The following is a 12456-nucleotide window of genomic DNA, read 5'->3' on the forward strand; positions in this document are numbered from 1 at the left end:
GGGTCTCACCTTTTCCGCTAATGCCCTTGGGATTCTCGCACCTGCAGCGAGAATCAACCTAATCAAAAGAAAAGATGTGAAAATTCTAAAATAATTATAAAAAAGAGGTGCCTCAAAAAAATCGTCTTTTAACGACCTTTTGAGTAAACCTCATTTGTTGATTAACTTAAATTTTTTCCGTTCTTACTTTTGTATGAATGATTAACCCAATGAATGCCAGAATAATCATAGATCCCATAGCTATTCTACTAGCAATGTTACCATAATCACTTAATAATAACGTAATCGTTCCATAAACTAGCGGACCAATAATCGCAGATACCTTACCAGAGAATGCAAACAATCCAAAGAATTCTCCTCGCTTTTCATCAGGCGTAAGCTCAACGATCAATGTTCTAGATGTTACCCACATCGAGCCTAGGGATACACCAAACAAGGATCCTGCAATCCAAAACATGGATGTAGAGACAGCAAACACAGCAATTAATAGGGAAACAACTAATAGAATTCCAACAAACGTTACAGCTCGCTTTGCTCCCACTGCTTTTGTAATATAACCAAAAACAAAACTACCAATAATGCTTGTCACCGTGGAGACTAAGTACAATAATACGAAAGCATCGGAAGAAAATCCAACAATTGCTGTGGCATAAACAGCCATTAACGCAATAGCCGTAGCTAATGCATCATTAATAAAAGAAATAAGCAAGCATAAAAGTAAATATATTACGATAGCTCTTCATATCTTTAAACGTTTTGTATATATCCTTATAACCACTAAAAATTGATTTCTTTTCCGTTTGTACAATAGGAGTATCTTTTATTACGATAAATAATGGGATGGAAAATAATAAATATAAAATAGCTGTAGGTATAAATGCTTGGTAAGCAGCATCCACAAAAGGATAGACCGCTAATCCTACTAAAGTTCCGATATATCCTACCGCAACTCCAAATCCAGATATAAGAGGAATTTGTTCTTTTGTCCCCAAATCACCTATCATACTATCATAAAAGACTAAACTAGAATTAAAAAAGAATTTGGCGATGATAAAAAAGAGAATAACCAAAATAATAGATAACGGTAAATCCCATAGTGTTGCTCCTAAATTGGTTTGAGCAAAAATCCCCATCAAAAATGTCGCACATACAGAAATGAGCGTAAACATCATGATATATTTCTTTTTCTGACCAGTACGGTCAATTAAAACACCAAATAGAGGGGCAAAAAGGACAAGAAAGAAACTCGCGATTGAATTAGCATAAGAAATAAAGGTAGAAGCAATTTGTTTCATCTGTTCATTAGTACCAACCGATTCTTCTACATAAAAAGGAAAGAAAATTGTATTGATATTTGATGAAAAAATAGTGTTGGCAAAATCGTAAAATGCCCAACTTAATACGGGTAAAGATAAAAAAAGTGCTATGTTACCTGATGGCTTCCTCTGATTATGATTTATCCTACTCTCTTTTTGTGACTCCATTGTTTCCTCCAACTAGTATGTCATGCTTATATTTTAGAGGACAAGTGGAACAAACGGGATACTTTTTAGTAAATTTACAATATTTTTACTTATAATCTAATTTTTTTTCGTCTTCTTATCTTCTTTTTAAATGTAAAATTAAGCCATCCAATATGATGGAAGATAACAACCATTATAATTGCAATTGAAATCATCACACCCCAAACAACGGGGTATCCATATGGCGACTGTAGTTCAGGCATATTAGTGAAATTCATTCCATATACGCCCACAATAAAAGTTAAAGGTAAAAATACCATCGAATAGAGTGTTAATGTCATCATCGTTTTATTCATTTGGTCGGAATTAATGGAAAGGTAATTATCTCGAATATCTGAAGAAAATTCTCTGTAGGATTCTAACATTTCGACTTGCTTTAAAACATGATCATACACATCCTGAAAATAAAAAGAGTCCCCACCGAAATTTTTTAATCGCTCTCTATTAACTAGTCGATAGATTAAGTCCCTCATCGGCACAAGTGATCTTCTTAGATGAGACATTTGAAGTCGAATATCAAATAATTCTTCGATGATATCATTTATTCGATTACTTCTATTCTCTTCTTCAATGTTATTGAGTTGGTCTTCTATTCGGTATACAGGTGTAAAGTAATGATCGATAATATCATCAATGATTCGATGAGTTAGTTCAAATGTAGTGTGATAATTCGTATATTCTCTTCCCATTAAGTCTAGCTTTTCATCGATTTCTATTATGCCCTCTGTCCTGTACGTAACCAGATAATTCTTTCCTACGAACATATTTAATTCTCTAGCCCCTCCAGACGTTTGCTCATAAGTATGTAATAGTAGAAAAATATAGTCTTCATAATAATCCACTTTAGGCCGTTGCTTATATTCTTCCATACAATCTTCAATAGCGAGTGGATGAAAACGAAAGTAATTTGTTAACACTCTCGCTTCTTTTTTGGTTGCCTGATAAAAATCAACCCACATCCATTTCATATCAAGGGACTTCCATTCACTCACAGGAACATTGATCTTGCATTCACCACTTGTTAAAATAATATAATTTGTCATCATACATTGTACCCTCCAGTCTCACCTATTCCCTAAAACGAATAGGAATAATCTATCGTACTGCATGTTCGACATATATTCAAAAGAATGACTATGATAAAATAAGTACACCAATAGAAAGGATGAACAATACGTGGAGCATTTACTGAATCAATCGGTCAAACAAATAGAAATATCTGGTATCAGACTAATTTTTTAATAAAGTCGCTCATTTAGAAGATGTTATATCATTTACCATTGGACAACCTGATTTTAAAACACCAGATCATATTAAAGACTATGCTATACAGTCAATTAACCAAAACTTTACTAACTATACTCATAATGCTGGGTTTTTCGAGATAAGGGAAGAATTATCAAAATGGATGGAAAGCAAATACAATTCTCATTATGATGCTGAATCCGAAATTATTGTCACTACAGGCGCATCACAAGGTATTGATGCTGCGCTTCGAACTATTCTTTCTAATGGCTGTGAAGTCATCTTACCTGGCCCTGTATATCCTGGTTATGAGCCAATCATCCGGTTAGCTGGAGGGGTCCCCATTTATGTGGATACGACAAAAACGGATTTCAAACTAAACGTAGAACTTCTACAGAGCCATGTAACAGAAAAGACCCGTTGTATTATTCTTCCCTATCCTTCAAATCCTACTGGGGTATCTTTAACAAGGTGTGAATTAGAGGAGATTGCTGAATTTGTTAAAGGAAAAGATATTTTTATACTTTCGGATGAAATCTACAGTGAATTAACCTATACTGGGGAACATACATCAATGGGTCAATTACTACGAGAACAAACGATTGTGATTAWTGGATTAAGTAAATCCCATAGTATGACAGGATGGAGAATTGGATTTATTTTTGGGCCTWAAGAGATTATGAAACATATATTAAAAGTTCATCAGTACAATGTTTCTTGTGCCTCTTCTATTAGTCAAAAGGCTGCCTATGAGGCCATAAAAAAATGGAATGAATGATCCTATTGAAATAGAAAAAAAGAATACGATCATAGAAGAAAGTATGTGTTACGTCGTTTAAAAGAAATGAATTTATATAGTGTTGAACCAGATGGAGCATTTTTACTTTTTTGTTAAAATTCCTTTTGAAGGGATTACTTCATTTGATTTTTGTATGGATGTAGCTGAAAATTACAAAGTGGCCCTCGTTCCAGGGAGTGCATTTTCTTCATGGGGAGAAGGATTCTTTAGACTTTCCTATGCCTGCTCCTTTGAGCAATTAGAAGCGGGATTAAATCGACTTGAGCGCTATATGAGCGACAAAAAAAGAACCTAATGATTTGAGGGCACTGAAAATCCTTCGGTTTTTTGAAAAGAAAAAACTGTGGTAACTAAAAAAACGACTCTTAAAATTCAAAGTTTGAATTTAGAGTCGTTTTTCATGTGATTTTGGGGCTGTTTTCGCCTTTATTTATTTCATTAGTTTTAGTATTCGCTTAAGATTTACTGTAAATATGGCCATGGCGCCCTGCAACTCCATGCCTAATAGACCCGAGGATTTCGCAACATTATACCCGTGTCTGTGTTTTAATTCACTATTTTTAGCTTCAATTTTATATCGCTCTTTTGATTTCTCTTTAAAATAGTCACTTTCTTGGAATTTTATCTGCTCTGTATGAACATTTGATTTAATACTTACAGAATAACTTTTGCTTTTAGCGCCTTCTTTATAACACCCGTTTTTAAAAGGACAGTGTTTACACTTTTCTATATCAAAGTAATATGTATCTACTTGATTTACTCCTACATCCTTTTTCCCTTGTCGAGCTTTTCTTATAGCCATATGCCCAGCCTTACAAACATACATACCCGCATCTTTATTAAATTCAAATTCATCTTCTTCTTTTCTATTACCTTGTGTAACGACTAGATTTAATTTAGATACTAATTTTATTTCATTCTCTTTTGTATATTCTATATTACTTTTTTCAGAATAGGCTGCATCACCAATAACTGTTTCGACTTCAATCCCAGCTTTAATACTTTTTTCGATTAAAGCTTCTAATTGCTTACCATCATTTTTTTCTCCAGAAGTAACAGTTGCGGCTGTAATAATTCTTTCTTCGCTCATTGCAATGTGGGTTTTATATCCAAAAAAAGAAGAATCCGAAGATTTATGACCTACCTTTGCATCCTCATCTTCGGTGCTCTGCTAATGTTCGATATCGTCGGTAACTGTTTCTTTAAGAAGATTTAACTGTTCCTTTACCTTTGGATACTCGACAAGAGTTTCTTCCTTTTCAATCACTTCAATGAGTATCTGACAATATTCAATTTCACTTTCCAAAACATCAGTTGTATTTTTGTCAGGGAACTTACTTTTCATAGATTCATCTATTTGATAAATAGCTTTTCTCAGTTTTTTAGAACGATCGACCAATATTTTTCTTGGGGACATTTGATTGTATCGTGCACGTGTATGAGTTGCATCTACTATAATGGATTTACTTTTAATGATTTCTTTTTCTAGGGCAATTTCGACAGTTTTATTAATAAGCAAGTCCAAAAGGTTTACATCTTTCAAACGAAGTTTGCGAAACTTGGTTAATGAACTTGGATCAATTACTGGCTCCTCCGGAGCCATGTCAAGGAAATACTTGAAAGACATATCATATTTTGAACGGTCAACAATATCAACATCTGACAAGTCATGGATAGTCTTTAACAATAAATATTTAAACATGCGAATAGGGTCGATAGCATTTCGACCATTATCAAGACAATATTTATCCTTAAGTTCATCAAAAACAAAGGTAAAATCTAACAGATCATTCAGTTTACGCAGAAGATTATCTTTCGGAACAACTAAGTTATATATATCCATATAAGGACTGAAAGTCATTGATTGTTGTTTTTGAATCATATTAGCCACCCGTTTCAAATTGATACTATAATTATACAACTAAAAAAGGTATCATTCTCTGAAAATTTTCAGGGAATGATACCTTTTACTTTCTAAGGGACTTTTTCAGTGCCCTCAATGATTTAGGTTCTTTTTTTCTATCTCCAATTAAGTTGTGCGCTTTACTATTATACCCATGTATTGTGAAGGCTAAACCAATTTAACTTATTTATTTTTAGCAACTACTCAGTTAGGCAAAAAAATAGTAGTTTAAAATAAGAAAAAAGCCGAACTACGTATGGTAGTTCGGCCAACATGGGGGAAGTGAATGAAAAAGCTTGTAGCTTTCATACACTTTATAAATACCCCTATAACAATAGTTTTAACATGAATTTTGTTACATTTAGTTTACAGTGAAAGTTTTGTTTTCACTGCCTCAAGTACTTCATCATTAGTCGTCATAGCTAAAACGTCAGATGCTAATTGTTCCATGTCTGATTTTGATAGACCACGAATTTGTGAACGTGCTTTAAGTATGCTGGTTGCACTCATGGAGAATTCGTCTAAACCAAGACCCAGTAGAATCGGGATTGCGATTTCATCACCAGCCATCTCTCCGCACATACCAGCCCATTTACCTTCTTTGTGTGCTGCGTCTACAACCATTTTAACTAGGCGAAGAATCGCTGGATTATATGGTTGGTATAAATAAGAGATATTTTCATTCATTCGATCTGCTGCCATTGTATATTGAATAAGATCATTTGTTCCAATACTAAAGAAATCAACTTCTTTAGCGAACGTATCCGCCATTACAGCAGTACTTGGAATTTCAACCATGATACCTACTTCAATATCTTCTGCTACTTCAATACCATCGTTTTGAAGCTTCTCTTTTTCTTCAAGAAGAATAGATTTAGCTTGGCGGAATTCATCAAGATTGGAAATCATTGGGAACATGATTTTTAAATTCCCGAAAATACTTGCGCGTAACAATGCACGAAGTTGAGTACGGAAAATATCCTGTTGATCTAAGCAAAGTCGAATAGCACGATATCCTAAGAAAGGATTCATTTCATGTGGAAGATTTAAGTACGGAAGCTCTTTATCTCCACCGATATCTAACGTACGGACAACTACGGGTTTGTCTGCAAGACCTTCTAAAACTGCTTTATAAGAATTAAATTGCTCTTCCTCAGTTGGAAGCTCTTCTCTTCCCATATATAGAAACTCTGTACGATATAGTCCTACTCCTTCTCCACCGTTTTCAACGACCCCTTTTAAGTCCTTTGGAGTACCAATATTGGCAACTAACTCTACTTCATGACCATCTAATGAAATCGATTTCTCATTCACTAATTTTGACCATTCTTCTTTTTGTTTAGCATATTCTTCTGATAATTTCTCGTATTGAGCTAAAACCTCGTCTGTTGGGTTAATATGTACTTCACCATTTAAGCCGTCAACAATAACAAGGTCACCATTTTGAATAGAAGAAGTTACTTCTTTTGTACCAACTACAGCCGGAATCTCCAGGGATCTAGCCATTATAGCAGAGTGAGACGTTCTTCCACCTATATCCGTTGTGAATCCCTTCACATATTTCTTGTTAAGCTGTGCTGTATCAGAAGGAGTTAAGTCTTCTGCAATCACGACAACTTCCTCTGAAATCATACTTGGGTTAGGAATTTGAACGTTTAATAAATGAGCTAATATACGCTTGGTTACGTCACGAATATCCGCTGCCCGTTCCTTCATGTATTCATTATCCATGCTTTCAAACATGTTAATAAACATATCAGCTGTTACTTTAAGAGCTGCTTCTGCGTTTTTCTTATCATTTTTAATGCTATCTTCAATTGGCGAAATAAGTTCAGGATCGCTTAAAACTAGTAAATGTGCTTCAAAGATAGCAGCCTTATCTGCACCTAATTCTTCACGAGCACGGTCACGAATCGTTTCTAACTCTTGAACAGAAATGCTTAAAGCATCGCGGAAACGTGTAACCTCCTGATCTACATGATCAACAACTGTTTCTTTGAATGATAGATCTGGCTCTACTAAGCGGTATGCTTTTGCAACAGCAATACCGCTTGAAGCCGCTATCCCATTTAATAGAGTAGACATTATTCAGCTAAACCCTCTTTTGTTAACGTTTCTTCTAAAGCAGCTAACGCTTCAGTCTCGTCGCTACCTTCTGTAACGATTTTGATTTCTCCACCTTTACCTACACCAAGTGACATAACACCCATAATAGATTTTAGGTTAACTGTTTTACCTTTGTACTCTAAGTTAACTTCTGCATCGAACTTGCTTGCAGTTTGAACTAATAGAGTTGCTGGACGAGCATGAATTCCTGTATCTGCTGTTACTGTAAATGTTTTTTCTGCCATTTTAATTTTCTCCCTTCAAATTAAAAGAATAGTTCCTACTTAATGTATGTAATACTATAAAATATGTCAATACGTTTAAGTAGTTTATCCATTTAAAAAGAATATCATGCAACTACTAGATTCACAATGAAATTATCTTATTTTTATTGTGAATTCATAAACTTGTCAAGATTTATCAATCTACTCTGTACTATTCCCTATTTTTTTGTATTAATAACAAAAAAACTACACTCCATTTTTCTACTAAATGAGTGAGTCGGTAGGGATAGTATATTTAAGCTAACTTTTGCCTTTGATACGGTATGTTTTAAGTGTTCTTCATGGTCTTCAATGGTATCTACATAGACGTTAACTAAATCACGTACACACCTTGTCATATATTCAAGACTATTTCTCATTTGAGATTCATCATATTGTTTTTCCTCATTGAGGATGAGTTCCAGTATATCGCTTGCAATAGCTTTCACATGTAGTGCTAATTCTGTTTCATTCTTCATAAGGTCTACTCCTCTCTCTTTTATTTAGTAGCCTATGTAGAAGGAATGTTAATTAGAACTCTTCTTTATAAAACGAAAGGTTAAACTATTATGATTTGTAAAGAATGCATAGGAACTTGTCACAAGGAAAATAAATGTTGTTAATGTAACACTTCCCACAATACCAAGCATGATGGCAATTTGGTATTCAATAGCTGTTAGCGGACTCGCACCTGCTAATAATTGACCTGTCATCATTCCTGGCAGGAATATAATGCCCATTCCTAGCATTCTATTAATAGTAGGAAGAATGGCAGAACCAAATGACTTGTTGATAATGGGCTTTATAACCTGTTTTGGCTCCGCACCCATCAACAAAGAAACTTCCTTTCTTTCACGTTGATCATAAACAGTACCGATCAATTCATTAATTCCGAGCGTAATACCTGTCATTTAGTTCCCAATAATCATACCTGAAAGAGGTATCATATACTTAGGCTCAAACCACGGGTCTGGCTGAATTATAATTAGGACATAAGAGCCCAAAACACCAACAGTACCGACAAACATTGAAAAGATTACCCATGAGAGTACATATCCAGCTCCAACTAATTGAAGTGTCATACGAACCGTTGCTAGTATGATTTTGTTTTTTTCGGTAAATTTTCCATTTTGCAACAATCCAAAGCAATAGAAGAATAAATACATAGGCGCCAACTAAGTTTAAGAATTCAATATTAATCAGTTCTTGTTTAAACGTTTAAATGACCCCTTTGAACACGAATGATGGTATCTGCAAATTTTTTTGCTATACCTTCAGAATGGGTGACAATAATAGCAGAGGCACCCTTTTGACGGATCCTATCTACCATATAAGAATACACATCATGTTTTAACTCCTCATCTAAAGAAGAACAAGGTTCATCCATTAAATATACCTTTGCATCCAACGACAAAAATCTTCCTAGATTGACTCTTTGTTTTTCTCCACCAGAAAGCTCTGTACTTTCATCTTGTAATCCTTTAGATAATCTTAGAGCTGTCAGTAAATCCTCTAATTCTTTTTTCCTACTAAGGAGTTATTATTCAACTCTCTGCCGTACTGAAGATTATGTTCAATACTACCTTCAGAGAAAAAGGTGTTTGTGATAATAGTGGTACCTTTCTTCTATAAGATACTATCGGAAAAGCAGTAATAGGCTGTTCGTGATAATAGATGTTTCCTTCCGTTGGTACAACATATCGATTGATTAATTTTAATATGGTTGATTTTCCCCCTCCACTTTCTCCTATAATAAATGTAATGCCTTCATTAATAACGAGTGAATGGATTGCATGGAAAGAATATCTTGAACATTAATTTCCTCTAGATGAAACACCTATCTTCTCTCCTTCTGTATCTTTTTAATTTGGTCTTCTATAAGCTTAGAGTACTCTATTAACTCAGCCTTTTCTTCTGAAGATAATTCTTTCTCTTCATATCTCCCTTTTTCATAGAGAGCTAACCATTGATCATGTTCCACACCTATTCTTTTGGCCCACTGTCTTATGCTTTCCCCTTCTTTTCTTTTCACATTTTTAAGAAACGGAAGATCATACATAGGTGTTTACGCCTTTTTTGAAGTGTGCTAATGCCAAACCAATCTGTATAGATTCTCTATGATGCCCATTAAATGCAACAATGAAACCATTCCGAACGGTGCCAATGCATGTTAAAATGATAAGTCAACCAATCTGTTACCCCTTTTGTCACTGTATTTTAACATAATATTTAGAAAATGAGCGAACTGAATTTATGAAGACCGAATATAGTAAAAGGAAAAGTAAACGGAGTGATTCAACTTTGTTTGATATTGTGATTTGCATTTTATTTATTCAATTAGTGGGTATTATTAACATTGGACTGTTAAGGAAAAGCTAGTGTCGAACAAAAATAACCTATACAAAACCCCTGTCTACTTAGACAGGGGTTTAGCTTACGATTATATTCTTTGTCTGGTTTCCTTTATGTAACGAATATCTTTTTTGATAAATATTTAATAAGTCATCTAATTCACGGCTTAGTCTTAACGTATCCTTATGGGTTAACCCTTTCCTTAAACCAACTAAGATCATTTCTTTACGTTTATTTTCTATTAATTTATCTATTTTTAATAATGTTGGCTTAAGCAATTCGTCCACCTCGTTCCTATCTTTACTAATATTTTACTATTTTATCAAAATAAATCAATCTTTTCTATATTATTCTTCCTCTTCATCATTTTTAATGGTAATTTGAAAGGATTTCCTTTGGGTAAACATAAGTAAACAATGCGAAGACTTTTGAATTTGATCTTTGTATGTCTTATAAGAGCAATTTAAAGGCAAGCTGTGGCCGTTTTTGAACATGACCAAACTCTTGTTACTTTCCTGTTGTAGAATATACTTAGGAAACAGCCAGAGGCAGTCATATTTATCAGGAGAAATCGTTGGAAAACAATATAATCGTTCTTCAGGTGATATGATAATTGGTGTTTTTTTGTTATACCCTAGCTGCTTTCTAACTGAAGTGATACTACCAAGATAAGAATTTCCAAACTTATGACAAAAACGATCTAATAACTCAACTGGCTTGTGTTTTGAGAAATAATACCCAGCATTGGTATAAATCATACTTGTAAAATCTTCATGGTAGGCTGGACCAATAGCATAAGTATGCTTATTTAATTCGTCCATCACTTTCATCCTCAATTAGATCCTCCTAACTATTACTTTCACCTATACTACTATCTAGTAAATTGAAAATAATGTCAATAACATAGTGACATTTTTAACAAATTCTAACATTTCGGTAGTTTTCTACTTCTCTATTATAGATCCCCTAGTTTTTTCAATAGAAAAGTCATTTTTCCTTTTAATGACTAAGAGTAAAACACCTTTTATCCTCTTCGCTTTCTTAAATTAGTCCAACTACACTATGTTTGACCGGTCAATTTAAGAGTACTCAGATAGGAAGAGAACATGAATCAGAACGATTTTTTATTTGAGGAAGCAATTGAAAAGTATTCAAATATGATATTTCACGTGATGAAAAAATTACATGTTTATCAAAACAGAGAAGACTATCACCAAATCGGATTAACAGCTATTTGGAAAGCGATGGAAACATATAATCAAGAACGTGGGGAATTTCCTCCCTATTTATATGTGACGATGATGGGAATGATGAAAACACAAATACGACGAGACATAAAAGCAAAGGAAGTAGAAAATTTAGTTTCTCCAGATGAAATTTTAGAAGGATCGTATGACCAGCACGTTTTAGAAACTGAAATAGTAGAAGGATATTGTGGCCATCTATCTCCAAAAGAAAAGCTATACATTCATTATGTGTATGTAGAACAACTCGATCACCAGACAATAGCAGAGAAACACAAAGTATCACTTTCAGCAGTAAAGAACTGGAAGGCAGGAGCTTTTAGAAAGCTCCGAAAAGAACTGATGCAACATAGTAATTCATAAAACTCTCTTCAAGCTGACGGATCTTCTTGAGTCAGCTTGAAGAATGGAATATTAACTACGCGGCTCATCTAAATAGGTATATTGGACATGCCCGCCCTGTTGAGCAATTCCTCTAAACTGTTTGAAATCGTCTTGTTGTACGAGGAATGAGCGAAACGTTAAGAAATCTTCTTTGGAAACGTTAATCTTGTTAACTTCTTTTAATCTTAATTGCTGTAGTAATTGAGTTACTTCATGTTCAGTCAATACTATTCCCTTTCCTTTCCGTATAATTTCCATTATTATTAGAATAATTGAAATAAAAGCCTTTACTCTTTTAACAAGATAAGGCAAACTTAACATAATATCAAGTGTATCTATTGGTAGAGGAGAGTGGCAGGTATGAAAAAAGCTGAAGTAGGAAATCTTATTGAATTCAAGGATGGGTTGCAAGGCATTGTTGAAAAGGTAAATGAGAACTCGGTGATTGTTGATTTAACCTATATGCCTCACTATCGTGAACTTGAACTAGAAGAAAAAACAGTGGTCAACCACAAAAATTATTCCATATTAAAAGAAGCCGTTACCCATTAATAGGCTATGGAAGCTGAACAATACGAACATTTTTATCAAAGTAGTAAGAAAAAAGACACATGATGCATGTGTCTTTTTTCTTATG

At 34.1% G+C, this 12456-nt stretch carries 11 protein-coding genes and 5 pseudogenes; 3 read left to right on the forward strand and 13 right to left on the reverse strand.

Translation table 11 applies throughout. The annotated features are described in order from the left end of the window. Positions 1-166 precede the first annotated feature (166 nt). Both M44_RS20645 and corA read right to left on the reverse strand, forming a co-directional pair. A pseudogene (locus tag M44_RS20645) lies at positions 167-1484 on the reverse strand (MFS transporter). Between the two features lie 89 nt (positions 1485-1573). After that, entirely contained in the window at positions 1574-2569 is a 996-nt protein-coding gene (gene corA, locus M44_RS05510) for a magnesium/cobalt transporter CorA (RefSeq protein ID WP_010171663.1), read from the reverse strand. A gap of 130 nt (positions 2570-2699) precedes the next feature. Between corA and M44_RS20650 the strand changes: the two are divergent. Continuing rightward, positions 2700-3862, forward strand: a pseudogene (locus tag M44_RS20650) (aminotransferase A). 135 nt (positions 3863-3997) lie between these two features. On the opposite strand, the pseudogene M44_RS25955 reads toward M44_RS20650, so the two are convergent. From M44_RS25955 to M44_RS05570, 10 genes and pseudogenes are all read right to left on the reverse strand, one after another. Beyond that, positions 3998-5449 (reverse strand): annotated as a pseudogene (locus tag M44_RS25955) (IS1182 family transposase). A 387-nt stretch (positions 5450-5836) separates the two neighbouring features. Continuing rightward, complete coding sequence (ptsP, locus tag M44_RS05530) at positions 5837-7555, reverse strand: phosphoenolpyruvate--protein phosphotransferase (RefSeq protein WP_010171668.1); 1719 nt, start codon at positions 7553-7555, stop codon at positions 5837-5839. Next, complete coding sequence (locus M44_RS05535) at positions 7555-7821, reverse strand: phosphocarrier protein HPr (protein ID WP_010171671.1); 267 nt, start codon at positions 7819-7821, stop codon at positions 7555-7557. Before M44_RS05535 ends, ptsP begins: the two co-directional genes overlap by 1 nt. Positions 7822-8018: 197 nt before the next feature. After that, a complete protein-coding gene (locus tag M44_RS05540) occupies positions 8019-8318 on the reverse strand; it encodes a hypothetical protein (RefSeq protein ID WP_010171673.1) in 300 nt (99 codons plus the stop codon). A gap of 48 nt (positions 8319-8366) precedes the next feature. Next, positions 8367-9042 (reverse strand): annotated as a pseudogene (locus M44_RS25960) (ABC transporter permease). Positions 9043-9049: 7 nt separating this feature from the next. After that, a pseudogene (locus tag M44_RS24820) lies at positions 9050-9352 on the reverse strand (ATP-binding cassette domain-containing protein); the annotation flags it as partial. 31 nt (positions 9353-9383) lie between these two features. Continuing rightward, positions 9384-9614, reverse strand: a complete 231-nt coding sequence (locus M44_RS29805) for an ATP-binding cassette domain-containing protein (protein ID WP_420167095.1) — start codon at positions 9612-9614, stop codon at positions 9384-9386. Positions 9615-9676: 62 nt separating this feature from the next. Continuing rightward, complete coding sequence (locus tag M44_RS05560) at positions 9677-9898, reverse strand: hypothetical protein (protein ID WP_010171679.1); 222 nt, start codon at positions 9896-9898, stop codon at positions 9677-9679. A 370-nt stretch (positions 9899-10268) separates the two neighbouring features. Beyond that, a complete protein-coding gene (locus M44_RS05565) occupies positions 10269-10469 on the reverse strand; it encodes an aspartyl-phosphate phosphatase Spo0E family protein (protein WP_010171681.1) in 201 nt (66 codons plus the stop codon). A 69-nt stretch (positions 10470-10538) separates the two neighbouring features. Further along, a complete protein-coding gene (locus M44_RS05570; RefSeq protein ID WP_010171682.1) occupies positions 10539-11021 on the reverse strand; it encodes a competence protein ComK in 483 nt (160 codons plus the stop codon). Positions 11022-11297: 276 nt separating this feature from the next. Between M44_RS05570 and M44_RS05575 the strand changes: the two genes are divergently transcribed. Further along, a complete protein-coding gene (locus tag M44_RS05575; RefSeq protein ID WP_010171684.1) occupies positions 11298-11798 on the forward strand; it encodes a sigma-70 family RNA polymerase sigma factor in 501 nt (166 codons plus the stop codon). A 51-nt stretch (positions 11799-11849) separates the two neighbouring features. On the opposite strand, the gene M44_RS05580 is transcribed toward M44_RS05575, so the two are convergent. Beyond that, positions 11850-12044, reverse strand: coding sequence for a hypothetical protein (locus M44_RS05580; RefSeq protein WP_029326744.1), 195 nt, complete (start codon positions 12042-12044; stop codon positions 11850-11852). Positions 12045-12179: 135 nt separating this feature from the next. On the opposite strand from M44_RS05580, the gene M44_RS05585 reads away from it, so the two are divergent. After that, a complete protein-coding gene (locus tag M44_RS05585) occupies positions 12180-12371 on the forward strand; it encodes a YkvS family protein (RefSeq protein WP_010171688.1) in 192 nt (63 codons plus the stop codon). The last annotated feature ends 85 nt before the right edge of the window (positions 12372-12456 follow it).

This window comes from Bacillus coahuilensis m4-4, assembly GCF_000171615.1.
In the GTDB taxonomy this organism is placed as follows: Bacteria; Bacillota; Bacilli; order Bacillales; family Bacillaceae_K; genus Bacillus_T; species Bacillus_T coahuilensis.